At 53.1% G+C, this 25981-nt stretch carries 32 protein-coding genes; all 32 read left to right on the plus strand.

Annotated features, from left to right (window positions below):
- The first annotated feature begins 274 nt into the window (after positions 1–274).
- The 32 genes from FOI68_RS20570 to FOI68_RS20730 all read left to right on the plus strand — a co-directional run bounded on the left by FOI68_RS20570 (position 275) and on the right by FOI68_RS20730 (position 25971).
- Positions 275–568, plus strand: coding sequence for a PDDEXK family nuclease (locus FOI68_RS20570; RefSeq protein ID WP_143864150.1), 294 nt, complete (start codon positions 275–277; stop codon positions 566–568).
- Positions 568–1941 carry a DEAD/DEAH box helicase gene (locus FOI68_RS20575; RefSeq protein WP_143864151.1) on the plus strand — a complete coding sequence of 458 codons (1374 nt, stop codon included), beginning with the start codon at positions 568–570 and terminating at the stop codon, positions 1939–1941. Before FOI68_RS20570 ends, FOI68_RS20575 begins: the two co-directional genes overlap by 1 nt.
- A gap of 30 nt (positions 1942–1971) precedes the next feature.
- A complete protein-coding gene (locus FOI68_RS20580) occupies positions 1972–2511 on the plus strand; it encodes an HTH domain-containing protein (RefSeq protein WP_051967788.1) in 540 nt (179 codons plus the stop codon).
- A 799-nt stretch (positions 2512–3310) separates the two neighbouring features.
- Positions 3311–4114, plus strand: coding sequence for a phage terminase small subunit (gene terS / locus FOI68_RS20585; protein WP_143864152.1), 804 nt, complete (start codon positions 3311–3313; stop codon positions 4112–4114).
- On the plus strand, positions 4092–5381 hold the full coding sequence (locus FOI68_RS20590; RefSeq protein WP_143864153.1) for a PBSX family phage terminase large subunit: 1290 nt from the start codon (positions 4092–4094) through the stop codon (positions 5379–5381). Before terS ends, FOI68_RS20590 begins: the two co-directional genes overlap by 23 nt.
- 15 nt (positions 5382–5396) lie before the next feature.
- On the plus strand, positions 5397–6938 hold the full coding sequence (locus tag FOI68_RS20595; RefSeq protein ID WP_143864154.1) for a phage portal protein: 1542 nt from the start codon (positions 5397–5399) through the stop codon (positions 6936–6938).
- The gene (locus FOI68_RS20600) at positions 6931–7644 is read left to right on the plus strand and encodes a phage head morphogenesis protein (protein ID WP_197058187.1); all 714 of its coding nucleotides are present in this window, start codon (positions 6931–6933) and stop codon (positions 7642–7644) included. Before FOI68_RS20595 ends, FOI68_RS20600 begins: the two co-directional genes overlap by 8 nt.
- A 28-nt stretch (positions 7645–7672) precedes the next feature.
- Positions 7673–8953 carry a DUF2213 domain-containing protein gene (locus FOI68_RS20605; protein ID WP_143864155.1) on the plus strand — a complete coding sequence of 427 codons (1281 nt, stop codon included), beginning with the start codon at positions 7673–7675 and terminating at the stop codon, positions 8951–8953.
- Between the two features lie 25 nt (positions 8954–8978).
- Positions 8979–9494 (plus strand): structural cement protein Gp24, encoded by a 516-nt coding sequence (locus FOI68_RS20610; RefSeq protein WP_143864156.1) that lies wholly within the window; start codon positions 8979–8981, stop codon positions 9492–9494.
- Between the two features lie 19 nt (positions 9495–9513).
- The gene (locus FOI68_RS20615) at positions 9514–10530 is read left to right on the plus strand and encodes a DUF2184 domain-containing protein (RefSeq protein WP_221935131.1); all 1017 of its coding nucleotides are present in this window, start codon (positions 9514–9516) and stop codon (positions 10528–10530) included.
- Positions 10531–10544: 14 nt separating this feature from the next.
- A complete protein-coding gene (locus tag FOI68_RS20620; protein WP_143864157.1) occupies positions 10545–10886 on the plus strand; it encodes a hypothetical protein in 342 nt (113 codons plus the stop codon).
- A 124-nt stretch (positions 10887–11010) separates the two neighbouring features.
- Positions 11011–11403 (plus strand): DUF4054 domain-containing protein, encoded by a 393-nt coding sequence (locus FOI68_RS20625; RefSeq protein WP_255433749.1) that lies wholly within the window; start codon positions 11011–11013, stop codon positions 11401–11403.
- Between the two features lie 11 nt (positions 11404–11414).
- On the plus strand, positions 11415–11993 hold the full coding sequence (locus FOI68_RS20630; protein WP_035295135.1) for a phage virion morphogenesis protein: 579 nt from the start codon (positions 11415–11417) through the stop codon (positions 11991–11993).
- A gap of 5 nt (positions 11994–11998) precedes the next feature.
- Positions 11999–12349 (plus strand): hypothetical protein, encoded by a 351-nt coding sequence (locus tag FOI68_RS20635; protein WP_035295133.1) that lies wholly within the window; start codon positions 11999–12001, stop codon positions 12347–12349.
- 2 nt (positions 12350–12351) lie between these two features.
- Positions 12352–12888 (plus strand): phage neck terminator protein, encoded by a 537-nt coding sequence (locus FOI68_RS20640; protein WP_035295132.1) that lies wholly within the window; start codon positions 12352–12354, stop codon positions 12886–12888.
- An 18-nt stretch (positions 12889–12906) separates the two neighbouring features.
- Entirely contained in the window at positions 12907–14010 is a 1104-nt protein-coding gene (locus tag FOI68_RS20645) for a DUF3383 family protein (protein ID WP_143864158.1), read from the plus strand.
- 17 nt (positions 14011–14027) lie between these two features.
- Positions 14028–14465, plus strand: coding sequence for a tail tube family protein (locus tag FOI68_RS20650; protein WP_035295130.1), 438 nt, complete (start codon positions 14028–14030; stop codon positions 14463–14465).
- 58 nt (positions 14466–14523) lie between these two features.
- The gene (locus FOI68_RS20655) at positions 14524–14982 is read left to right on the plus strand and encodes a phage tail assembly chaperone (RefSeq protein ID WP_035295128.1); all 459 of its coding nucleotides are present in this window, start codon (positions 14524–14526) and stop codon (positions 14980–14982) included.
- Positions 14983–15166: 184 nt separating this feature from the next.
- A complete protein-coding gene (locus FOI68_RS20665; protein WP_143864159.1) occupies positions 15167–17071 on the plus strand; it encodes a phage tail protein in 1905 nt (634 codons plus the stop codon).
- A 10-nt stretch (positions 17072–17081) separates the two neighbouring features.
- Positions 17082–17669: a phage baseplate protein gene (locus tag FOI68_RS20670; protein ID WP_044898778.1), complete on the plus strand. Its 588-nt coding sequence runs from the start codon at positions 17082–17084 to the stop codon at positions 17667–17669.
- A gap of 4 nt (positions 17670–17673) precedes the next feature.
- Positions 17674–18015, plus strand: a complete 342-nt coding sequence (locus FOI68_RS20675; RefSeq protein ID WP_051967786.1) for a phage baseplate plug family protein — start codon at positions 17674–17676, stop codon at positions 18013–18015.
- Between the two features lie 106 nt (positions 18016–18121).
- Entirely contained in the window at positions 18122–18751 is a 630-nt protein-coding gene (locus FOI68_RS20680; protein ID WP_143864160.1) for a hypothetical protein, read from the plus strand.
- A gap of 67 nt (positions 18752–18818) precedes the next feature.
- The gene (locus FOI68_RS20685; protein ID WP_143864161.1) at positions 18819–20276 is read left to right on the plus strand and encodes a phage protein; all 1458 of its coding nucleotides are present in this window, start codon (positions 18819–18821) and stop codon (positions 20274–20276) included.
- Between the two features lie 5 nt (positions 20277–20281).
- Positions 20282–20881 carry a Gp138 family membrane-puncturing spike protein gene (locus tag FOI68_RS20690; RefSeq protein WP_185973991.1) on the plus strand — a complete coding sequence of 200 codons (600 nt, stop codon included), beginning with the start codon at positions 20282–20284 and terminating at the stop codon, positions 20879–20881.
- Positions 20878–21225, plus strand: a complete 348-nt coding sequence (locus FOI68_RS20695; protein ID WP_143864162.1) for a contractile injection system sheath initiator — start codon at positions 20878–20880, stop codon at positions 21223–21225. Before FOI68_RS20690 ends, FOI68_RS20695 begins: the two co-directional genes overlap by 4 nt.
- 17 nt (positions 21226–21242) lie before the next feature.
- Positions 21243–22421, plus strand: a complete 1179-nt coding sequence (locus FOI68_RS20700; protein ID WP_143864163.1) for a baseplate J/gp47 family protein — start codon at positions 21243–21245, stop codon at positions 22419–22421.
- Positions 22422–22431: 10 nt separating this feature from the next.
- Positions 22432–23004 (plus strand): baseplate wedge 1 family protein, encoded by a 573-nt coding sequence (locus FOI68_RS20705; protein WP_143864164.1) that lies wholly within the window; start codon positions 22432–22434, stop codon positions 23002–23004.
- A gap of 21 nt (positions 23005–23025) precedes the next feature.
- Positions 23026–23691, plus strand: a complete 666-nt coding sequence (locus FOI68_RS20710; RefSeq protein ID WP_143864165.1) for a hypothetical protein — start codon at positions 23026–23028, stop codon at positions 23689–23691.
- 7 nt (positions 23692–23698) lie between these two features.
- Complete coding sequence (locus FOI68_RS20715; RefSeq protein WP_238810887.1) at positions 23699–23995, plus strand: hypothetical protein; 297 nt, start codon at positions 23699–23701, stop codon at positions 23993–23995.
- Positions 23967–25640, plus strand: a complete 1674-nt coding sequence (locus FOI68_RS20720) for an Ig-like domain-containing protein (protein WP_143864166.1) — start codon at positions 23967–23969, stop codon at positions 25638–25640. Before FOI68_RS20715 ends, FOI68_RS20720 begins: the two co-directional genes overlap by 29 nt.
- Positions 25640–25834: a hypothetical protein gene (locus FOI68_RS20725; protein ID WP_143864178.1), complete on the plus strand. Its 195-nt coding sequence runs from the start codon at positions 25640–25642 to the stop codon at positions 25832–25834. Before FOI68_RS20720 ends, FOI68_RS20725 begins: the two co-directional genes overlap by 1 nt.
- Positions 25831–25971 (plus strand): XkdX family protein, encoded by a 141-nt coding sequence (locus FOI68_RS20730; RefSeq protein WP_370512161.1) that lies wholly within the window; start codon positions 25831–25833, stop codon positions 25969–25971. Before FOI68_RS20725 ends, FOI68_RS20730 begins: the two co-directional genes overlap by 4 nt.
- Positions 25972–25981: the final 10 nt, after the last annotated feature.

Genomic DNA, 25981 nt, shown 5'->3' on the forward strand with positions numbered 1-25981 from the left:
ATGTTCACCTTGTTCACTTTGAAAAATGAGAAAGTGAACATACAAAGTGAACACGAAAATTCAGTCGTACTAAGGCATTACTATTATTTGTTCACTTTGTTCACCTTGTTTGTATGTAAATAGAAGAATATAGAGGAATTAGAGAGAATGGGGGCACGCGTACACGCCTAATACGCCTAATTGCATATGTGTATACGCGCGTAAGTGAAAAAAGTGAACAGGTGAACAGCGGGCCAAATTCACAATGCTTGGGATTTTGATCGGAGGAATGAACATGCGCGAGCGCGACATAGAAAAATACTTGCGTGAACAGGTTCGAGCAGCAGGCGGCCGGGCGTACAAATTCGTTTCACCCGGCAACGCCGGAGTACCTGACAGGTTGGTGCTGTTCCCGGGCGGCCAGGCGGCGTTCGCCGAGTTAAAGGCACCGGGTAAGAAACCGACGGCGCTGCAACAAGCGCAAGCGGAAAAGATCAGGGCTTTAGGGTTTCAGGTCGCCGTCATTGACAGCAAGCAAGGCGTGGACGAATTCGTTCGGCAGTACGGCACCGGAAGGGCTGAGAGCTGATGAGATTTGTCCCGCATGCGTATCAGCGGTATTGCATCAACCGGCTGCTGACGGACGAAGCTTTAGGACTCTTCTTGGATATGGGCCTCGGCAAGACGGTGATTACGCTAACCGCGATCAACGACCTGAAATACAACCGGTTTGCTGTGAGTAAAGTGCTGGTTATCGCCCCGAAAAAAGTGGCAGAAGCCACCTGGAGCAAAGAGGCGTCGAAGTGGGATCACCTGAAACTGCTGCGCGTGGTGCCGGTGATTGGATCGGCCGCCAAACGGATTCGGGCACTGAATACGCCGGCCGATATCTACGTGATCAACCGTGAGAACGTGCCATGGTTGGTCGAATATTACCGGAACGCCTGGCCGTTCGACATGGTAGTGGTGGACGAGTTCAGCAGCTTCAAAAATCACCAGGCCAAACGGTTCAAGGCATTGACGTGGGTGCGCAAACATATTCGCCGTATCGTCGGGCTGACCGGTACGCCGGCGCCGAACGGGCTGTTGGACTTGTGGGCCCAGGTGTACCTGCTGGATGAGGGGCAGCGGTTGGGGAAAACGATCGGGGGATTCCGGGAACGGTACTTCGAGCCGGACCAGCGCGACCGCGATCGGATATACAGCTACGCGCCGAAGCCAGGGGCCGAAGAGGTGATCAGGCAGCTGATCGGTGATATTTGCGTCAGCATGAAAGCCGAGGACTACCTGGAGCTGCCGGATCTTATCCCGAATGTGGTGCCGGTAGTGTTGGACAGCAAGGCAAAAGCGGCCTATGAAAAGCTGGAGCGCGAGATGTTGCTGCAGGTGGACGAAAGCACGATCGACGCGGGAAGCGCAGCTGTCCTGACGAACAAGCTGCTGCAACTGTGCAACGGGGCCGTTTACGACGAGGACCGGAATATCGTCGAGATCCACAAGTGCAAGATCGAAGCGTTCCTGGAGCTGGTGGAAGGCCTGAACGGGAAACCGGCCCTGGTGTTTTACAACTTCCAGCATGATCTGGACCGCATCAAAAAGGCGCTGGCCGGATCCGGCTTGCGGGTACGCGAGTTGAAAGGACCGCAAGACGAGACAGACTGGAACAATCGGCAGATCGACATCCTGTTGGCGCACCCGGCCAGCGCGGCATACGGTCTGAATTTGCAGCAAGGCGGAAATCACGTGATATGGTTCGGGCTGAACTGGAGCCTGGAACTGTACGAGCAGGCCAACAAGCGGCTGCATCGGCAAGGCCAGACGGAGAAAGTGATCGTGCACCACTTGACCGTGGAAGGCGGGGTCGACGAGGACGTCATGGCCGCTTTGGAGGACAAGAGTAGTACGCAAGATCGGTTGATGGATGCGCTGAAAGCGAGAGTCGAGAAGGTTAAGGGAGCATGAACTTGACCGAGCAACAGGAGGGTGAGCAGAATGGCGCAAAAACAAGTATTAAGTCCGCAAATGCTTGAAGAGATTGCCCGTGTAGCTGTACAAGCAGTACTGGACTTTCAAGAGAAAGAAAAGCAGAAGCAGCAGAAGGCGAAAAAGGATTGGCGGCTGCGTAATACAAAACTGTTGTTGAAGCATTACCGGTCGTTCGTAAAACACAGCGAGGGCGTGAAGGAAAAGTTGTCGGCATTGGAGAGGGCAGAAGCCCTTGAAGAACTCTACACTGATGAGCTGGCGATCGAGGCAATCAAGCGTAGCAAAAAGCGGACGCTGGCGATGGTCCAATTCATCCAAAAAATGCTGGACGTTTACAAGTTGATGTGTGAAACGTCAGGGCAGTCAGAAGACATGAGGCGGTATCAAATCATCTACGAGCTGTACATCGCAGAGGAAAAACGAACAGTCGAGGAGCTAGCTGAATTTCACAAAATTGAGCCGAGAACCGTCTACAACGATGTAAAAAATGCTACAAAAACCTTGTCAGTACTGATATTTGGCGTTGATGGGGTTGAGCTCTACTGACTTCAATTTCGTTTCAAAAAGAGTTCATTTTCTTTTCAACCGGCCCGTGTTAGTATGATAACGTGGAAAATTATACAAAGCAATTCGAGCCATCCGATGAACGGGTGGCTTTTGTTTTTGGAGGGGTCGCATGAAAATTATCCAGATCACGTTGCCAGTGAGAGAGTGGGAAGACTGCGTGCTGGCCTTCCGCGAGAAGGAAAAGCGCAAGTGGCAACGCAAGCTTGAAGCGCAGTGCGCGGGGAAATAATCGCGAGACATACGGCGTCGGCCACCTCGCTCCCCGTCCAGTGTGCCTCATATTCGAACACGCCAATCCTGCCCCAAGTGTGCAGTGACACGTACCTTTTGCGGCAAGCAGGGGCAAATGCTTGTCGGTTGGCTGGTATCCCGCCAGTCGGCTGCACTACCTCCTACGGCCTGTGACCGCAGCAGGCATAAGGATGGCTCGCGGCGGCTGCCTCACGCCGAAGCAAGTGAGGCACATACAAAACAAACACTATGTCGGCGCCACGAATTTGGAAAAAATGGAAGTTCTTTATGCAGGATTTTATGCATACTTGCCTTCGGGAAATAAGCCAAAATGCCGAAAAATCAAGAGTGCATAAACATACACCGTCTGATAAAAGTCGAGTAGGGGCATAAAACCCTTGGAGGTTTAGTGTTTTTGAGGGTTTTTGTACTTTTCTAGTGGGTCCGATAGCGAGGATTATGTAAACTTTTTCAGGGGCATTATGTATATCTTATGCACGGTAACAGCCTTTCATTTTCCAGTTTAAGGGCGGTGAGGTGACATGTAGTGGCAAGAGAACGAAGCCCAAACAGAGATAAAGCTTTCGATCTGTGGGTAAACAGCGCCGGCACTATGAAGTTGAGGGATATCGCTCAAGTCTTGGGCGTGTCCGACTCGCAAATTCGCAAGTGGAAGAACCAGGACAACTGGGATGACAAACTGAAAGGTAACGTTACCAATCCGAAAAGTAACGTTACCGATAACAGACAAAGTAACGCTTCCAAACGCAAAGGTGGGCCGGGGGCTCCGAAAGGAAACAAATACGCCGTAGGGAACAGAGGCGGAGCTGCGCCGAAAGGAAACAGCAATGCAGTCACCCACGGCTTTTTTCGTCGTATTTTCCCAGACGACGAGGAGACGCATGCCGTCATAGGAGAGATCGGCGTGAAAAGTCCCCTGGACATTCTTTGGGAGAACATTGTCATTCAGTACACGGCGATCGCGCGGGCTCAAAAGATCATGTTCGTCCGTGATCAGCAAGACTTGACGCGCGTACTAAAAAGACAGAAACCGGGCATGTTTGGAGACGAGGTTGAGTGGGAGTTGCAGCATGCCTGGGACAAACATGCAACGTTCCTGCAGGCTCAGTCCCGGGCCATGTCAACACTCCAGAACATGATCGCGAAGTATGAAGAGCTGTGCCGATCCGACTTGGCCACAGAGGAGCAGCGTCTGCGGATTGAAAAGCTCAAAGCCGAAATAGCCATGGTGAAAGGCGATGAGGAAGGCGCCCAGGATGACGGATTTATTGACGCGCTGAAAGGGAAAGCGCTGGAGGTATGGCAGCATGAAAGCGAGACTGAAGGTTAAGGCTTCGACGTTTCGCTGGAAGCCGTTTTCCGTCAAACAACTCCAGGTGCTCACGTGGTGGATGCCGGAGAGCCCGCACCACAACAAAAACGCGATCATTTGCGACGGGTCGGTACGCGCCGGAAAGACCGTCGCAATGTCCTTCAGCTACGTCTGTTGGGCGATGGAGATGTTTCAGCATGAGCAATTCGGGATGGCCGGGAAGACGATCGGAGCGCTTCGCAGGAATGTAATCGGTCCACTGAAGCAGATGCTCAAGAGCCGTGGGTACTACGTGCACGACAGCTTGACTGACAACATGCTCACGATCAGACGCGGCAGAGTGACGAACTACTTTTTCCTGTTTGGCGGAAAAGACGAGCGCAGCCAAGACCTGATCCAAGGGATCACGCTGGCGGGTATGTTCTTCGATGAGGTTGCCCTGATGCCGGAGTCTTTCGTAAACCAGGCTGTTGCCCGCTGCTCCGTAACGGGGGCAAAACAGTGGTTTAACTGTAACCCGGCCGGCCCGTACCACTGGTTCAAGCTTGCGTGGTTGGATCAGCTTGAGAAGAAAAACGCGCTCCACCTCCACTTCACGATGGACGACAACCTGTCGCTTTCGGAAGAGCGCAAAGAATTCTACAAGCGTATGTTTACCGGCATCTTCTATCAGCGGTATATCCTCGGCTTATGGGTGTTGGCTGAGGGGATCATCTACGACATGTGGGATGATGACCTGAACACATTCGATGATGACGACCTTTCACTTGGCTTCAAGGCCAGAGCTCGCAGGTATATCGCCGTCGACTACGGCACCAGCAATCCCATGGTGTTTTTGGACATCTGGGACGATGGCGATACGTGCTGGATCGTAAACGAGTACTATTACGACGGCCGCGCAAAAGGTGTCCAGAAAGAAGACAGCCAGTATGCCGACGATTTTGTGAAGTTCGTCGGGACGGAAACTCCTCCTCTCTACGTGATTCTTGACCCATCAGCGGCAAGCTTCAAAGCCGCGCTCCGCAACCGCGGGTACCGGGTAAAGGATGCGGAAAACAACGTGGAAGACGGAATCCGGATGACGTCCACGATGATCGCAAAACGAAAACTGCGCGTACATCGGCGGAACTGCCCGAACTTCCTGAAGGAGCGTGCCAGCTATGTGTGGGATGAAAAGTCGGCTGAACACGGTAAGGAAAAGCCCCTGAAGCAGAATGACCACAGTATGGACGCGATCAGATACTTCACGAAAACTGTAATCAAACCCAGACGTCTTCTGGGGTAAGAAAGGAGGACGCCAATGACCAGACGCGAGCGAAGCGCTACAAGGGACGCTAGGCAGCCGCCTAAGAGGCCCGAGCCAAAGATGCCCAGGGGCCTGACCACCGACGCTTTTTCCAACGTTCTGGCGCGGCTGGGGTACGGTACACCGAATCTCATGGAGGGCACGGAATACCCGTTAACCCGGCTTACGCAGAACTACCAGCTGATGAACAGTCTGTATCGCAATAACTGGATCGTGCGGAAAATCATCGACGTGATCCCGGAGGATATGACGCGCAACTGGATCACCATCACGACTCAGCTGCCGCCTGACGAGATCCGCAAGCTGAACAAGCTTTGGCGTGTGCGCCGGGTACGGCAAAAGATACTGACCGGTTTAAAGTGGGGTCGGCTGTATGGCGGTGCGGTTGGTGTCATCATGATCGAGGGTCATGAGGATATCCTTCATGAGCCGTTGGACTTTGACACGATAATGCCAGGCTCCTTTAAGGGATTGCTGATCCTGGATCGCTGGTCCGGAGTGTCTCCCAGCGCAGAGCTGGTCGCCAACATCGACGACCCTGAATTCGGCCTGCCTGAGAGCTATCAGGTTACCATGGAGGACGGCCGCACGCAGAGAGTGCATCACAGCCGAATCGTTCGGTTTATCGGGCGGGAGCTGCCATATTGGGAGAAGCTCGCGGAGTCGTACTGGGGCGCGTCTGAAGTGGAAGTCGTCTTCGACGAGCTGAAGAAACGCGATAACACGTCCTGGAACATCGCGCAGCTGATCTTCTTGGCCAACCTTCGCGTGTTGAAGATGTCAGACCTAGGCGAAATGCTGGGAGTCGGGGATGAACAGGCACAGCGAGAACTGTACAACACGTTACAGGCACAAAATTGGCTCATGTCAAACATGGGCCTTTATTTGTTGAACAAAGACGATAGCTTTGAGACGCATCAGTATACGTTCTCCGGCCTGAATGATATCTACGAGAGTTTCATGCTCGATATTGCCGGTGCGTGCCAGATCCCGGTTACGAAATTATTTGGACGCTCCCCCGCTGGCATGAATGCAACCGGGGAAAGTGACATGCAAAACTACTACGAGGTGATTCAGCAGCAGCAGGAGTCCATCCTCGGCCCGGTGCTGGATAAGCTTCTCCCCATCATGTGCATGTCCGAGTTTGGCGCGATCCCGGACGACCTGGAGTATACGTTCAACCCGATCCGCACACCGGATGATGAAGAAATCGCCGACTTGGCTGATAAGAAGACCAAGTCGATCCTCGAAGTGTACAATGCTGGGCTCATCAGCCAAAAGACGGCGCTGAAGGAGCTGAAGCAGCTCTCTACCACAACCGGCATGTTCAGCAACATAACGGACGAGGACATCGAGAACGCAGACGATAGCACCCATCAAGGCGAGGAGGGGTTTGGTGGTGATTTAAGTTATGGCGAATTCACTTTGGGCGCCGAGACGTCGAATCGAACAGGCGTACCGCAGGGCGATACAAGCAGCGTTGAAAAGTTTAGGCGAGTCCTTGACCGGATTAGAAGACGTTTCCGAAATGCTTGACCGAGTCCGGGACTATGCTTACAGCCCACAATTTGCCGAATACGCTGAGGCATCAGCTTTGAAGATGGTGACTCACCTGTTCAGCGACGCTGGACGTACCTGGAGGCAGGCAGCGAAACATAACAGCCAGGGGCGTCTCATCTTTGCAGCGCTGCAAAAAGAGCTGCGAGGCCCGATTGGGGCCGCTGTTAGGTTCCAGGTCGAGCGTAACGCGGCGATCATTAAGTCACTGCCTCTCGATATTGCAAAACAGGTAAACGAGCATGTCCTGCGGGAGGCCATGAAGGGGACCAGGGCTAGCGAGATCGCGGAACAGATTAAGGCGTTCTTTCCCGAGACGTCAAAGGCCAAGGCGAACCTGATCGCAAGGACCGAAGTGAGTAAGACGGCCACCGCATTGACGCGAGCGCGGAGTGAGGAGATCGGTGTGAACTGGTACATCTGGCGCACCAGCGAAGACTCCCGGGTCCGTGATTCGCACAAGCTGATGGACGGGGTGCTTGTGAAGTGGACGGATCCGCCAAGTCCTGAAAGGCTGAACGGGGAAAAACGTACGTTTGGGAACTACCATGCGGGCGATATCTTTAACTGCCGCTGCTTTACGGAGCCCGTGATTGATCTGGACCTAGTCAGCTGGCCCGCCAAGGTATACTACGGTGGCCGGATTCACCGCATGACGAGGAGGCAGTTCGAGCGGATCGCATAATGCGGCCGAAAGGAGGTGAAAGACAAGTATGAGAGCATATTACGGATCACGCTTTAGCCCAAACATGACGGTCACCCCAGAACGCTTTTTGATATGTCATAACGTCCCAATCGCTCGGACAGGCTGGTACGAATACCTGGGCGAAGAGATTGGCGCGGACGACAAAAAGGGCGAAATTGTGAAGGTGTATCGCAGCCCGGAAGAAGTATTCAGCCCTGCTGCTATAGCCAGCTTCGAGGGCAAAGTGGTTACCGACGAGCATCCTCCTGTACCCGTTACCTCTGAAAATGCGACTTGGTATGCGAAAGGTACCGTGCAAAATGTCCGGCAAGGCACGGGAGAAAACAGTGATCTTTTGCTTGCCGATCTTGTTGTGTACGACCAGACACTCATCGCTGAGATTCAGGCCGGAAAACGAGAGGTGTCCTGCGGTTACGATTGCGTGTACGAGGTTATGGAGGACGGCACGTATCAACAGAAGCAAATCCGAGGCAACCACGTCGCTGTTGTAAAAAGTGGTCGTGCTGGTGACCGAGTTGCGATAAGAGATGCAAATTCCCAAGCGCTTGGGAATCTTAACTCGAACCTGAAAGGAGATATGAGTATGGCAAAAAAGATTGCACTGCCGAAGAAACATTCGCGCGTCACTGATTTTCTGGCCGCTATCGGCCTGAAGCAGTTTGCGCAGGACGCCGAACCGGAGGATATCAAAGAAGCTGTGGACGCACTGGTCGAAGAGAAAGGAACGGTTGACGAGGAACCGAAGCCAGAAGGAGGGGCGACCGATTCTCAGGACCCGGCAATCCAGGCTTTGGCCGAGCAAGTTGCCAAGCTGACAGAGCTTGTAGCTAGTCTCGCGGAAAACGCGGCGAAGGACAGCGAAAAAACGCCGGAACAGCAGATCGATGATGCGATTGCGGAACTTGAAACGAAACTGGAACCCGCCGCTGATGACGAAGAAGAAAGCCACACAATCCCCGTCGAGCACATGGATGACGAGGAAGGACCGGTATCTGATCCCGATTACCGCCCGCAAAGTGTACTGGACAACGCGTACAAGATCGAGGCGCTGAGAGCGATCAAGCCGATTATCGCGGCTATTCCGGATCCGGTTGTACGTAAACGGGCTGCTGACGCCGCAATCGCAAGCATCAAGAGTCGGCCTGTCAAGAACACGTACGCAGCCATCACGCCAAAGAAACCGCAGCCGGCCCTAGATACAAAAACTGTTGATCGTCAGCAGCTGATCGCGGAACTTGGCCGTAACATCGCCAAGAAGCACAATCCCCACTACAAGGAACGCTCCTAAGAGCGTAAGAAAGGAAGGATGAAAAATGCCAGGATTTGCAGTTGGAAAGGCTTTGAATCTCGGTTATCCCGGGAGTGTTTCACGCAGTGCTGACGCGATCATCACGAACCGCTTGGTCCGGGAGACGGACACAGAAAACATTAACTTTGGTGACGCCGTTGTCCTGAACAGTGACAATACCTATTCCAAGTTCGGGGCTGGCGGAACAGCGGCAACCTTCGCCGGCATTGCGGTACGTGAAGTAAAGCAGTCTACAGACTATTTCGCTGCTCAAGGTTTCTATCGACCGGGAGAGCCGTGCGACGTCATTGTACGCGGGTCTGTTACGGTTTTCTGCAATGTGGGCACACCCACTGCAGGCGGAGATGTGTATGTGCGCGTGGCCGAGAACCCTGCAGTTCCTGACGGGGTGGTCGGTGGGTTCGAAGCAGCGGCAGACGGAGCAAACACTGTCAAGCTGCCCGGGGTCAAGTGGAAAACGGACAAGATCGACGCTAATAAAGTCGCCGAGGTCACGATTCTGCAGCGGAATAATCCGTAATCAAGGGGGATGAGCACATATGAACGCACCAAAAGCACCTATGGCACGCAAAGTGCACACGATTGATGGCCTCGGGCCGTCGATGATGATGAATGACGCCGCGATCAGTTCCGGGATGGCTTTCCTGGTAGGGGAGCTGGAAAAGCGAGATCCGCGGCTCCTGGAACCGTTGAACAGTGTAACTTGGATGCGCGACATCGTGGCGAAAACTGGTGGCGGATGGGTTGAGTTCACGTCCAATCAGTTTATCAACTACGCCACGACCGGCGGCAATGAGAATGGCATCATCGGTGGAGAGACCAACGACATCCCAGTGATGCAGGCCGACGCGACCAAAGATGTTTACAAGGTCTTCACTTTCGCCAACATCCTGAAGGTTCCGTTTGTCGACCAGCAAAAGCTGCAAGGAATCGGGCGTAGCCTTGACGACATCTTGGACAAAGGAATCCGACTGAACTACAACAAGTCGATCGACAACATCGTCTACACCGGGGTACCACGTGCGGGCGTTTACGGGATTGTGAACCACCCGGACATTACGGCTCGCTCTGTTTCCGTGGGGGCTGCCGGCCAAACCAAGTGGAGCAGCAAAACCCCGGATGAGATTCTGGCGGACGTCAACACGATTATCACGGAAACGTGGGCGGCGTCCGAGTATGATCTGACTGGTATGGCGAACCACATTTTGATTCCGCCGCAGCAGTATGCGTATCTCGTTGGAACCAAAGTGAGCGAAGCCGGGAATATCTCCATCCTGCAGTTCCTGCTTGATAACAACATCGGCAAGAACCAGGGTGTTGATCTTGTGATTGCTCCTTCCCGTTGGTGCGCAGGGGCCGGCACAGGCGGCACGGACCGGATGGTTGCTTACGTCAACGACGAGGACCGCGTAAACTTTGACCTGACTGTGCCGCTGAGCCGTGTCATGACGCAGCCGCAAGTTACCGAGATGGCGTACCTGACCGCGTATGCGGCCCAGATTGGCCAGGTCAAGTTCTTGTACACCCAGTGCGCTCGCTACGGCGACGGCATCTAAGGAGGGTATAACGCATGCGTATCTTCGCGAAAAAAGCATTTCAATTTGATCACCCGGCGGGCCATGAGCCCGCTGTTGTTGTTCAGTCTCAGAGCTTTGCTGATGTACCGGATTGGGTCGCGGCGTCGACCATGTTTAAGTTGGCAAGTATAAGCGGTGACGTCACTGTGATCGAGAGCAAGCAAGACGAAAAGGCAGCTGAGAGTGGAAAAGGCAAAGCATCCACGAGAGGTAGAAAAGGAAATCCCAGCGAGAAGGTTAAGGAACCAGGAGAGGGTGGCCTCCCTGCAGAAGGCGAAGGTTTCGACGTCCCCACAGAAGGGGAAGGTACCGACGTACTTGATGATGAGCTCTAAAGGCAGGTGAGCTCGTATGTCAATCGCAAATGACGGGGGTCTGAGCGCGTCCGGGGTTATCGGACGCGCTTCAAATATCAGGCCAGGGAGTAACCCCCCATTTACGTATGATGACTTCCTCGCTATGTACCCTCAGTTCGGTCCTGATGCTAACGGGGTCTACGTTGTGCCGCAGGCGATCACGCAAATGTACATCGACCTGGCCAACGCAAGCATTCGACAGGCACGTTGGCACGCTTACTGGAGAACTGCGATGGGTTGGTTTGTCGCCCATTTCTGCACCCTCTATCTCCAGGGCACAGCAGACCCGAACAGCGGCGCTGCTGGGGTCTTGGCCGCCGGACAGACTAGGGGGCTGGTTACTTCTGAGTCAGCGGGTGACGTATCGGCCAGCATCGATTATTCAGCGATTGCGCAGGATCTGGACGGTTGGGCTGCATGGAAGCTGACTATCTATGGCCAGCAGCTCGCGACGATCGGCAGGATAGTCGGGGCAGGTGGCATTTATGTTTACTAGGAGTGGCACCCATGTTTAGCGCCCTGTCCAATGTCACCACGGGCATCGATAAGACAAACGAGATCAAGAAGCTCCTGGACGGCCTGGCGAGGAAGCAAGTGTATGTGGGAATCCCGGAAGGCGGCGAGAGGGTTGAGGAACCGGGCCAGGCCATCACAAACGCTCAGCTGCTTTATGTGCACACACACGGCGTACGCCAAAAGGCCATGCGTGACGAGATGAATCCAAAAGTGGAGAGCGGCGAGATGACGTACAGCAAGGCCTATGAGTTGTGGCTGCAAACACATGGTTCTCCACTTTGGCACTCACCGCCGCGCCCGGTTCTCGAACCCGCCATCGAGTACAACAAGGAGGCGATCGCCAAGCAGTTGCGAAGGGTGTCGGAGGTGGCCCTTGAGGGCGGCGACCCGACACCTGAGCTGCACAAAGCAGGCATGATGGGGCAAAACTTCGCGCGGGACTGGTTTACGAACCCTGCAAATGGATGGCCTCCTAACGCCCCGACTACTGTAAAGAGAAAAGGTAGCGATAAACCCCTGATTGATACCGGGGAGCTGCGTAAAGCTATCACCTACGTTGTGAAGGACTGATGTAAGTGATAAACGTAAGTCGTGTCATCACAAGCCCGAATTTAGCCCAGCCCTATGTTGTTCATCGCAAGTCCGCTACCTGGTCCGCTGGCCGCACGGTGCTGACCGAAACACAGCTGACGATGAGAGGAGTTGTGACTGTAGCGGACGCCGAAACAATGGAGCAGCTGCCGGAGGGTGATCGCGTTTCAGGCTTGATGTGCTTCTATGCCAACCGGGAATTGTTCAGGACACGAGAAGACGGCACGTCCGACCAGATCGTATGGCGCGGCGAGCGGTACCGGGTGAAGCAGGTTTTCCCGTATGGGGACTACGGCTACTACAAGGCTGTGGCTGAAAGGATGGCAGGTGATTAAAGATGGCGGACACGGTACTCTCGTTAACCGAGATCGAGAATATTTTTTGGCTGTTCACCATCAAGAGTCTTGGTCTTGATCCTGTAGCAGACAAAAGCCAAAAACGGATTCGCATCGGGTACCCGGCAGAAGGTGCCCCGGCCTGGAAGCATGACGAAGACGTCGGTTTTATTTTCATCGCAAGTGTTGACGAGCCCATTACACAGCAGGTCGAGGTGGGGTACAACAAGATGAGTGAGACCGCGGCCGAGCGTGTCGCCAGCTACACGAGGGTGCATCAGGTAACATGGACCTTTTATGGACCGAATAGTTTCGACGATGCGGACCGAGTGCGATCTGGCTTATATACCCATCCCGCACTGTTCGCTCCGCTGCGTCTTGTAACCAGCGTTACCGCTCCCGTCCGTTTGCCGGAGTTGTTTGCCGGACAATGGTGGGAGCGCTCCACTTTTACTGCGCGGTTTAACGAGAAGGTTGTTCGCACATCCTCGGTCAACTACATCGAGTCGGCAGAGGTAAAAGTTGTCCCGAACAGGTAAGAAAGGTAGGTGTTTTTCTTGGCGCAATCTCTTGACGACATCGTAAAGGTGAACGTCACTGTATCACCGCAGGCGCAAAGTGCCGGGTCTTTCGACATCGGCTTGATCGTCGGTAAGTCAGCGGTTATTTCCACGCAGGACCGTGTGAAGATTTATACAAGCCTCGCAAGCATGAAGTCTGATGGCTGGACCGGCGAAGAACCTGAGTACAAAGCGGCTGCACTATACTTCAGCCAATCTCCTACTCCATCGAAACTCGTGGTTGGCAGATGGGATGGGACCGGGGAAACGGCAGTTGATGCCGTAGATGCTTGCCGCGCCGCGAATAATGACTGGTATGGCTGCTACGTTGTGAATGCGACTCCCGAAGAGATCGAGGAGGTAGCTGCAGCTGTAGAAGCAATGAAACCAGAGTCGACGTTTTTCTACACGACGAATGACGAGGCCGTGAAGAATGGGACACCGGGGAACATCATGGAGGCATTGAAGGGTGCCGGCTACAAACGTACATTCGGCATGTTCAGTACCACTGAGCATGCAGCGGCTGCCGTAATGGGTTATGCGATGGGCGCGAATACCGGCGGAGCAAATTCTGCGTACACGTTGGCCTACAAATCATTGGTTGGTGTAACCCCTGAGCCTCTCTCCACGACAGAGGTGCAGAAAATCCTCGCCCTGAACGGCAACGCATACACGCACTACGGGACCAACTACAAACTGCTTGTACAGGGCACTATGGCAAACGGCGTACCCTTTGACGAAGTTCTGAATCTGGATATGCTCACGGCAGAAATCCAGATCGGGGCGGTCAACGCTCTTGTGCGAGCGGCAAAGATCCCGCAAACCGAGGACGGGATGTCGCTTTTGATCAACGCAATTGAGGAACAGTGTGAAAAGTCGGTAGTCCGGGGAGCCATTGCACCGGGTGTGTGGAAGGCCTCACCTGTGCTGACCTTACAAAGAGGCGATACGCTGTCGAAAGGATACTTGGTGTTGGCCGAGAGCATCGCAAGCCAAACGCAAGAAGACCGTGAAGCTCGGAAGGCTCCACCGATTTATGTACCAGTAAAGATGGCCGGGGCGATCGAACATGTGGTTATTAATGTGACGGTCAACCGCTAGAAAGGATGTGAAGGTAAGTGGCGTATACAACATACAGCTTTGAGGACGTATCGCTGGTGATCTCGCACCCGTCGGTAGGGCAGTACGTGGCGACTGGAAAAGGTCTTGGCAGCATCACTACCACCATGACGACTGAGCGTACGGTGCATGATGTCTCTGCCGACGGGTCGGTCATGGTCTCAAAGATTGTTGGGCGCAATGGCAGCCACACAATTTCCGTTCAACAGACATCCGATCTGAACAAGTGGCTGACGAAGTTGTACAACTACCTGGAGCAGGCGCCGGCATCCGAGTGGGCTAGGATCAGCCTTACGATTCGTTCACCGTACATGCAGGATTTGATCCGCTCGACCGGTGTATCTTTCCAGAAGCTGCCGGATAAGCCGTACCAGGCACAAGGGCAGCAGGTGAGCTGGGTGCTTATGGCAGCTGACGTCGATCAGACAGTCGCATAGAACAATACATTTTAAAGAAGAGCCTAAAAGCTCTTTTTACTTTTAGGGAGGGAACGGCATGCAACCGCGCGTGAACTACAAAGACGTTGAGGTGAAGGGCCGGAAGTTCCGTATTCGGAAATTTTCGGCCCGTGTGGGTTCTTTCATGATCATCAAGTTGACTTCGATTTTGGCGCCGATGTTTTCTCGCATGAAACTGAGGGCGGGAGGCATCGAGGATTTTAACCCCGATGACTTTGATATCTCGGGCTTTTTGGAGCCGCTCGCCAGAATGTCGGAAAAAGACTTCAACTACATCCAGGAGCAAGCTCTTCGGGTCTGCTTCGAGCTGTTGCCCGCCGGGCCCGCACCGGTGCTGAACGAAAACGGCTCGTTTGGGGTAGCGGACCTGGAGGACGACACGGCAGCCGTCATGGAACTGACGATCCACGCGCTCGGATTCAATCTGACCGGTTTTTTTCAAGACAGCGGCCTGAGTGGACTAGTGGCCGGCTTGACTTCATCCCGGCAAGACTGATTAACGTGGACGAGTTTCTGTTCGCCCCTGTCCTCGGCGGTCTCTGGCAACACCGGGATGTCGTTGAGGATGTGTTCGACATCGATGATCTGTTGGACGCTCACGAAATCATGGCAGTGCGGGAAGAAAATATACGCAGAGCGCAAGAAGCGGCCAGACTGCAGCAGGAAGGGGGGACGCTAAGATGATTGACGTGATCAAAGAGTACTTGGTCTCGCTCGGGATGCAGGTAGACAAGAAGTCATTTGACGCAGCAGATAAAACGATCAATACGCTCGAACAAGGCGTCAAAAGCTTTGCGGGGTCGACAATCCGAAACTTCGCCCTGGCGAGTACGGCTGTTGTCAGCGCGATGGCCACCGCGAGCATCGGTATCCTGACCTTTCTCGGCAGTCTGGCAAAAGCCGATCTGGAGACTGAGAAGTTCGCCCGGCGGATGTGGCTATCAAAGGATGCTGCAGCAGAGCTGAGCAACACTCTAAAGGCCATGGGCGCTACGATCGAAGACCTATACCTCAGTCCAGAGCTCATGCGGAACTTTCAGCAGCTCCGTTCCACGATAAACGAGATGAAGCCTCCACCTGAGTTTCAGAACCAGATGAAGTTCATACGGTCGATCCAGTTCGAGTTTCAACGGCTGCGCCTGGAAGCGACATATGGGCTGCAGTGGATCGGCTATTACCTGTTCAAGTACCTGGAAGGGCCGTTGGTGAGGGTTAAAACCACTTTGCAGGCCATGAACAAAAACGTTATCCAGAACATGCCGAATTGGTCGAAGAATATCGCACAGGTACTGAGTTGGGTTGGTCGTCTCGGTGCGACCTTCATTCATGCAGGTGCTGATGTGCTTCGGCTAGTCTCAGAACTCGGCGATCGTATCCCGCGGACTATCAAGATCATCGGAGCGTCTTTGCTAGGGCTGGCCGTACTGCTGAAAACAGGGCCGCTTGGAATCATATTCGCCCTTTTGACGTCGTTGCTTTTGCTTCTTGACGACTTTTACACGTTTCTGGAAGGCGGCGAAAGTGCTCTCGGCCCGCTGTGGAAGAAGCTGCAGGACTTTTACAAGCTCCTCAAAGACACTGGCGCCATCGATCGGTTGGGAAAAGCGTTTGACAACGTATTTCGAACGATCGAGGACTGGCTTAAACGAGCATGGGGTTGGTTGCAGCAGCTCTACAACAAGTTGCAAGAGCGCGGCTATCTCGATACCCTGGAGAGCGCGTGGTCGTCAACGTTTGGGCTGTTGTTCAAGATTGTGCAAGGTCTGTGGGGCTGGGTTACGGCTTTCTTTGACGAGTTGAATGACGAAGGAATCTTATCCGGATTGATCGACTCGGTCATTGATCTCGGTAAAGAGATCAACGAAACGATTGGCTGGGTAGCCGATCTGGTCTCCAAGTTTTTGGAACTGGAAGAAGTGCAGAGCGTTTTGGAGGGGATCGGGAACTTCGTGTCCGGGACGCTGAAGTTCGCGCTTGAACTGGTCAAGAATACGATCGACGGCATCACAAACAGCATAAAGATTGCACGTGCATGGCTATCCGGGGACGACGAGGGGCTGCAGCAGGCTTTAAAAGAGCAGGACGCTCTGAGGAAACGGGAAGCTGAGTTCGGCCAGCGCTACGGCGGGAAGATCAAAGACTTTTTCAACTTCATGTTTGTGGATGAGAACGCACCGAATCCGTTTCTCTCTGGTACAGCCGAGTCAAGCAAACAAGCAGACAAGATCAATACCAGTGTCACTAACCTACCAAAGGGAATGGAGCCATCATTCAAAAAGGCGCTGAATGAATCGGAGCTTGTAAAGGGGTTCCGCAGTTTCAATCAGGACCTGAACAAAGGTTTTAACCTGCTGGCCATGATGATTAACCCGGAAGCTCTCCGACAGTACCATGATATGAGTATGGGCGGACTGCCGAGCAGCTACATGTACACAGCAAGCACGACTTCCAATCAAACAATCATCAGGACCGAAAACAAACCTACGTTCTACATTACCAGCACTGACCCGAAAGCTGCTGCTCAAGAAGTAGGGCAAATATGGACGGGCATGAATATCCGCAGCATGCGTCCCGCTTTCGGATAGGAGTGATTGTATGGCGATCAATCCAATTCTGGACCTCAGCTCTCAGCCTATCGCGTCGCTCGTCTACCTGAAGACCAACATCGGCGGCTGGTTTTTTGACGCTTTCTTGCGATCGACGCACACCAGCCGTCTGAACATCACCCAACACCCGGTCCAGACGGGAGCTGCACTCACGGATCACGCTTTTCTACAACCCAAAGAGCTGACCATGGAGATCGGGATGTCGGACACGGCGACCGGTCTCATACCAGGTCAGTTTACGGGCGGCTGGAGCCGGTCCGTGCAAGCGTTCAAGGTGTTGCAAGAACTGCAGGCCTTGCGCGTTCCGCTCCAGGTGCACACCCGTTTGGGTTTGTACCAAAACATGCTCATAGAAGAGATCTCTGCACCTGACGATTTCACGACGCTGTGGGGGCTGCGGTGCACAGTGACTCTGCGAGAGATCATCGTCGCGCAGGTGCGGACGGTGAAGATCAGCAGCAAACCGGCTGTGACGGATCGGGCAAATCGTGGGAAGTTGGAACCCGGCGACCCTAATCAGAGTGTTCTAAAGCAATGGGGGGTTGACAAGGCGATGAGCAAATTGTTTGGAGGGTGATTTTATGCCGATCACTATCTTGCCGATTGTCCCGTCCATGAATCAAAACTTTACTTGCACGCTTCCTGTCGATTCCAAGAACATCACACTGGATTTTTCTTTGACGTACAACACACCGGGTGGGTACTGGTTTATGTCTATTACCGACCATGAAACGGGAAAGTTATTGGTTGATTCTTTACCTTTGCTGCCAGGAGAATATCCTGCTGCTAACTTGTTGAGTCAATATAGCTATTTGGAGATTGGAAGTGCAGTGCTCGTTTCGGTTACGGGTGATGGCACAATGCCTACATTTGAATCTTTGGGAAGAGACCATTTCGTGTTATGGGGAGACAATACCTCATAAATTGAGTAAAGGGTCCTTTCCAAAATACGATCATTAGCAAAATTCTACAAAAAACCCTCCTTTTTATGGTAGTATACCGTTAATCAATAAATTAGGGGGTAATTGGATGAGCTTTTTAAGAGTGCTTCTCGCGGTATTTATTGTAGCTTCGCTCACTGCGAATGTAGCGTATGCAGCTGAGACCCCGATGAAAGCAAACACAGTGACAACTCTGCAGAAAGAACAACCAATCAGGGGGTTGCCGGCCACAGCTAAAGATATTGCAGAGGCTAAAGACAAAAGAAAATTTGTAGAAGATAACTATGCAAACCTTTTGAAGACATTTCCAGACACAGTTGATATGGCTTCGACTGGCCGGACGTTTGTAAGAGTCCGGAAAGGATTGTATCAGGAAGCGAAGCTCACTAACAGTAGGTATGATTTGGTCCTGCAGCTTGGTGTTACTAGCCTTGTGCCTGCAGACCAAAGAGATACTATAATTTTTAAATTGGTACTTCCAGACGGTCGAGAAATCGGGGCTGCTGAAATCGGGCTCGATGAGGAATCTTTATGGGTACAACAATTTTTTGTTTATCCCCTCCAAAAGCTATTGCCCATTACCGTGAATGTCTGCTTTGGGGTATCTGAAAAGGTCGACCCTTCTACCTGCATTTTAAGGGTATACGATGGAAATGAGCACATAGATCTTAAATTAAACAGTTACTGGGAAAACGGCCGGATGCAAGTGAAAATATGATTACTTTCATTAAACCGCTCCTTTTGGGGCGTTTTTCTTTTCGTCAGATTTGGGGGGAGATGGTGGCGTGGCAGACATCAAGAGCCTCGCTATTTATGAAGCACAGGTACAGGGTGTAGATGTCAATATCGTACTGGCTACACTGGAAGCAGAGACGAATTTCAGGAATATAACGGGCGACCATGGAAACGCTCTGGGCCCTGGACAAGTGTGGCCGAAGTGGCATACGGACTCTTTCAAGTGGGCAGCTGAACGATTTCACCTGGTTTGGCCATCAACATTGCAGGAGCAGACCAAACTTGTCCTGAGCAATGACCACTTTGCTACGGCCGTAGCTGTACGTGTGATCGGCAGGGCTTGGAAAGCGGCCAAAGGCGATTTTCGAGAGTTTTCCAAAATATATGTCGGCCCGAAGATCCCGGATTCCGATTACCAGCGTCGTTTAAACATCTATTTAAAGTACACCGGCGGGGCTGGCGCCGCAGCCGTCGCGTCTGCTCCTATCGGGTCTGTATATGGGGGCTTTGGCAGCGATCAAGCCCCGAGCCAATTCAATGATGTGGTGATCCCCTCAACAAACTACGGTGTGGTTGCGAACAGCCAAAGGTACGGTAACGTCCTGTATGGGCGACGATACCGTGTACTGGTAGCTAACTCGAAAGGTACGGCGCTTGACGTATCACAGTTGAGGTGCACATTTGATGTTCAAAAGACCATGATGCAGCCGCAGTTTTCAACGGTGACCATCTACAACTTGAGCGCCGAGACAGAGAACCAGATCATAAATGAAGGGGATACCATCATCCTTGAGGCAGGATATGAAGGCGAGCAATACGGACTGATTTTTCGGGGGGATGTTGTTCAGCCGATCCGCGGCAAAGAAGACGGTGTGACGTACAAGCTAACGTTGAACTCCATAGACAGCGACAGAGCGCTCAACTTTGGCTTTGTCGCTTTTTCTGTGTCCAAGGGGCAAACCTCTCGGGATATTGTCCAAAATGTCGCCAGCAAAGCCAGGCTGCCAATGGAATTGGGATTTATCTCGGATGGCCTCTCAACGGCCAAGCTTACGCGCGGTAAAGTGTTCTTCGGTACGGCAAAGGACTATTTGAGGCAGTTGGCCCATTCAAACGCTGCTACGTTCTACATGGAGGACGGCAAGGTAAATATCATCCAGGCGACCGATTATCCGCCAAACGAAATCGTTGACCTGGCTCCGGAGTCGGGCTTGATTGGCACACCGCAGCAGAGCGATTACGGGGTGAGCTTTAAGTGCCTGCTCAATCCGCGATTGAAACTCAACTCGCTTGTTCGGATCAACAACAGCCTGATTCAAGCGCAGACTTACCAGTTCGGTCAGATTCCGCGTGCGCTGGATGCAGAGGGGATTTACCGGATAATTGAGCTGCGCCACACCGGTGATACCCGAGGTGATACGTGGTACACGGAGTGTACAGCCGTTTCCCAAGCCGGTGGCGTCGTACCGGGCCTGATGTCGTCGCCCAGTGCAAATCCTTGGAGGTGAGTCATTTGTCAGTCCCCGTCAGCGAGCGTATAAAAGAAAACAGCATTGAGTTTTATAACACGTTGCTCGATAAGGTTTTTAACTCACTTCGTGTCAGTGTCCCCGGCATCATACAAGACTTTGATCCGATTACGCAAACAGCCACGGTACAGATTGCACTTCGTGAGCACGTGCGGCAGGAGAACATGGAGTACGCCTGGACAGCCATTCCTTCGCTGCAGGACGTTCCGATCGTCTTCCCTCGGGGCGGCGGGTATGTCCTCACGTTTCCGGTCCGAGCTGGCGATGAGTGCCTGGTGGTCTTTTCGGACATGTGCATCGACGCGTGGTTTAGTCTGGGAGGGGTGCAAAACCAGATTGAGAAGCGCCGGCATGACCTCTCGGATGCGATCGCCATCCCCGGGTTGTGGTCCCAGCCGAGACGTCTGCAGGACTATTCAACCAAACACGTGGAGCTGCGCGATGAGAGCAGAGCGCAGTTTGTCCGCATCACAGAGGACGCGATTGATCTTGTCGCGCCGCGGGTCCGCGTGAACGGTGTGAATATCACGGATAGCGAGCACTACAACAGCTGGATAAACGGAGGAGGGAAGGTTGATACATGATCTATCGTCCGATGGTCGGCGGAGACTACACCATGGGCCTTCCATTCTTGTCCGGCGCGGATGCTGTTAAACAGGCTATCAACACGCGCTTGAAACTTCTCATGAACGAATGGTGGGAGCAGATGGACGATGGCCTACCTCTCTTTCAACACATCCTCGGGGTAAAAGGGCATCCGGATAGTCTGCGAGCGGTTGATTTGCTCGTACAAGAACGGATCATGGGCACGCCACATGTCTCCAGAATTGTAGATTTTCAAAGCTCATACGATGGCCGCGCGTACTCTTGCCAGTGTAGTGTAGAAACGACATTCGGCGAGACGATCCCGATTACGACTACGTTCTGATGGAGGTGAAAAGGAAAATGGCCTACTTCACACCATACATCGACGAAACCGGCTTCCACATACCAAGTTACACAGACATCCGTGACGAGTTGATCGATCAAGCCAAGCAAATATTTGGTCAGGACATCTATCTCGGAAACGACAGCCAGGATTATCAACTCATCTCCGTTTTTGCAAACAAGCTATATGACGCCTACCTAACCTGCCAAGCCGTTTACAACAGCAGGGGGCCATCAACCGCCGTAGGTACGGGACTGGATGTCATCGTAGGAGTAAACGGCATAAGGCGTCTGAAAAGCACAGCCTCGAAAGCAACGGTGGTACTGACTGGTACGCCCGGAACGCTTATCACGAATGGAGTTGTCTCTGATGCAGGCGGGAATCAGTGGGTATTGCTGTCTCCAGTGACAATCGGTTCAAACGGGATCGTTACTACGGTAGCCACTTGTCAGGTGCCCGGGCCAATCGAGGCGGCCCCCAACACTATTACCGGAATTGTCACACCGACCCTGGGTTGGACCAGTGTGACGAACCCCGAGCCGGCGATCCCGGGAAGGCACACCGAAACAGATCCACAGCTACGTGCCCGCCAGGCGATCAGCACGGCCAATCCAAGCCGAACGGTGCTGGAGGGTATAAAAGGCGGCATCGCAGCGATAAGCGGCGTCACGCGCTATGAGGTGTACGAAAACGACACAGATGAGGAAAACGAAATGAGGCACCCTCCACACTCAATTACTGCTGTCGTTGAAGGCGGCGCCGATGAGGATATAGCTCAAACCCTCTTCAATCGGAAGACGCCTGGCTGCAATACCAATGGCACGACGATCGTAACGGTAACGGATAAGTACGGAGAGTCCACCCCGATTAGATTTTTCCGGCCGGCTTACGTGGATATAGACGTTGTAGTAAGCGTGAGGAGGCTGACCGGTTATACCACTCAAACGGCCGGCGATATCACCGAATACGTGGCCGAGTTCATCAACAGCCTGCAGATCGGCAGCAGTTTGGCCATATCCAGCCTGTGGGGCGCAGCTTTGCAAGCCAACCGGGTTCCGACAAACCCGTACTTCTCCATCGTCAGTTTGACGGCTGCAAGGGCGGGAGAGCCGCAAGGGACTACCGATATTGCGCTTCTCTTTAACGAGGCGGCCAGGTGCTCACCTGAGAACGTTACAGTTAACATTGCAGGATAGGAGGCGGGGCATGTCTATCACGCCGTATCTGGACTTGATCACTTCTCAACATCGCGACAAAGACAAGTTTATCCGCTGGGCGACCGTCTTGCTTGAAAAAATAGACGCCGCGGCCACTGCAGCAAACAGCATACCAAGCGCGTTTGACATTGAGAATGCTGTTGGGGTGCAGCTGGACACTCAAGGAGAGCTGATCGGCAGAACAAGGTATCTGCCTTTCCAGCTTCCCGACGGCACGTCTCCAGTACTGAACGACGAGGACTACCGTACCGCGTTGAAAGCCAAGATCGCGCAGAACCAGTGGGACGGAACGATACCGAAAATATACGAGTTATGGGATGATCTGTTTCCCGGTGCAAAATTGCGGATCACGGATAACCAAGACATGAGCATGAAGGCAACCATCCGGGGCGAGCTCGGATTGCAAAGCGTCCACCTGGTGACCGTCGGATACATCATCCCGAAGCCAACAGGGGTACGCTTAGACATCGCCTGGGAGTCCGAACTCAGCCGAGTTGATTACGTGGGGATGCTCGTGACAGAAAGGGATGTGGTACAGATTGCTTGTGAGGTTCCAGAGTAGATCAAAAGGAGGGCGGAGTAAATGGCGTTATACGGACAGATGGTTATCACCGATTTGGGCAGGAGGCTGTATGCGAAGGCGCAGACCGGATCTCCGCTCGTCTTCACGAAGATGGGGATCGGTTCCGGTTCGTACTCTGGGGACCCAAGGTGTCTAACGGAGCTAGTCCGTCCGATCGGCTACTTTGAAATAAACTCAATCACGGCGACCGGAGACACGGCTCACGTCAAGGGTGTTTTCTCAAACATGGAGATCACACAGACAACCTATTCCTGCGAGCTCGGGTTGTACGCCAATGATCCGGATTACGGGGAGATCTTGTACGCCTACGCGAATGCCGGGAGCAATGGAGACTACATCCCGGCGATCGCGGCAGGCCCGTTCTCTCGGGAGTTTCAGATCAACGTGGTTGTCGGCAGTGCAACTGAGGTGACGGCAACTATTCCCTCAACAGCCTTTGTTGCAGTTTCTGACTTCGATGAGCATGTAAACAACAAAGACATCCACATTACACGCGGCGAATTTGAGGCGGCCATTTCGAGTCTCAGGAACGAGGTGCAGCTTATCAAGTCCACATTCCCGGACAGCTTCACGCACAACCTGTTCTCAAAAGTGTTCACGACACTTGATGGAGTTGTGCTCACTCGTGGTTACTTCAATGAGGCACAGGCCCGCCTGGAGGTGTGATTCCAGCATGAGGAAACTTTCGGATAACGGCGTGAACGCTTATGGCTTTAAGATTTGGACAACGCATCGAAAAGTGCGCGATCAGTCCAAACGAGCGATGAAGCGCCGCATAAAAGCGATGGATCGCAAATTGAAAGCAAGGCTTATCAGAAAACAAGACGTACAACAAGCCGTTAATTCTTGGCTTGGACATGCAAGGCATAGCAATAGCTACAACCTCGCGAAGAAGATATTTGAAAGGTATCCCTATATCAAAGTGGAAGGAGAGATGAAGTTTGGCGGCAGAATACTTGGGAATCGTTGAATTGGGCGGTCTGTACAAGAATGGGGTCGTCCAGAACAGGCCGACAAAACCGTGGAGGATTGATTCGGAGCCGGTTTCTGGAGTCGGGGTTGGGGACATTCCTGACTTCAACACTTTGGCCGATATGACGAAGTGGACAATCGGCAACACTCCCGGAAACGCGGCGCAAAGATTGAAATGGCACAAAATCAAAGACGGGTCGAAAACGCTGCTCATTTGCGACCGCGTCATCTTGGCGAATGTGAGCTGGGATGATCTGAATGGTCAGAGCCTCGTCACAGGCAAAACGATCACCATCGACGGTCAGCAATACCTTTGCAGGCTGCTCACCGGGGGAAGCAACAACAGAAACGGCGATTACTATGCAGGCGGATCGCCCTCCGCCAACGAATGGGATCGGTTCATCACCCGCGAGGAAGCGATCTCCGGGCTCCCGGTTCCTACTTCTACGGACTTGGATACTACTCTGAATACGACAGATCAGTCCAGCACGCACAACCAAGCATGGAACTGGTTCGGCATGTATTCGTGGGTGCAGGAAACGTATACGGGGAACTCCTCCTACCGCGCTCTTCGCGGCTCCAATTCGGCTCGCTACTGGTACTACCACTACGTCACGGGTCGCAGCATCAGCGTCGGTTGGCGCCCCGTCCTTGAAGTTCTGAACACTGCCCCCTCTGTAACTCTGACCAGTCCTACCGATAATCAAACATTATCGGAAGGTAACCAATACAAGATCGAAGGTAGCGCAGCGGATACCGACAACGGCAATGTGGTGACGGTCAAGTACAAGATCAACAATGGCACGACAAGGGCGATTGCCTCCGGAGTATCCAACGGAAGCACGCCTATTTCTTTTGCCAAGTCGCTGACATTTAGCAACAAGCGGCTGCGGGATGGTTCCACGGACATCGTCGGCGCCGATCTGGCCGAGGGCGTTGACCACACCCTTACCGTATGGGCTGAGGACGACCAGGGCGGCAAGAGCGCGGAAGTCACACGCAAGTTCCGCGTCATCTGGAACCGGCCACCTTCAATCAGCGGAGCTAACGAGGATTTGGGTACGATCATGGAGCCGCCGAGCAAAACCTACAGCGTCACTGATCCGGAGGGCAACCCTTTCACCATAACGGAGAAGATCGACGGAAAGGTAATCCGGTCATTTGAGGGCGTACCTGGTCGGAAGGAGACCGTAACGATCCCGCATGACCTTTGGATTCGGCTGGATTTGGACACGCCGCACAGCTTGACCGTGGAGGCGACCGACAGCAAAGGGCTGACATCAACGAGAACGTTCACATTTACCCGAAAGGAAACCCACATCGAGTTCATGCTGGACTTTGACAACCCCGATGTGGAGGCGCACTTCACTCTTGACGGGATGCCAAAGCGCGTGCTTGTCACGCTGGAACGGTACCTGCCGCCGGGCTCCTCGATCGAGTTTGTCCGAGTGTGCAACAATGCAATGGACCAATCGCCGACCTGGGAGGATATGACTGCAGCGGTTCTCGCCGGTCGCGGTCACCTTTTCCAAAACCAGCAAAAGACCGCTGAGAGTTGGCGCATCAACATCTGGGTGCGCATCGCCAAAGGCACAGCAACAGAGCGTGTAAGACTGGACGGTTTTGGAGGTGCGTTTGATTGATGAAGTTCCAAAACGTAAAGCCAATAACTGTGATTCGTCAGGAGGAGCAGGAAGATCCTGTCCTGACAATGGGGCAGGAGCTCATCAGGTTGAAGTTGGACAATATTGAAAAGGACGCAACCATTCAAACCCTGGGGCAGCAGTTGGCATTAATCAAGCTGGAACTGATCCAAATGAAAGGAGGTGGTACATGATGGCATTCTGGAACCTGGCATACAAATACAAGTGGGTCACGATCGATCAGCTGCGTTTGGCTGTTCGGACTGAATCCAATCCATATGGGGAGATTACGCTGGAGGAGTTCAAGCAAATCACCGGTGTGGATTTCTAAGCGCCTTTCC

The organism is Brevibacillus sp. LEMMJ03 (assembly GCF_007197875.1).
Classification (GTDB): Bacteria; Bacillota; Bacilli; order Brevibacillales; family Brevibacillaceae; genus Brevibacillus; species Brevibacillus thermoruber.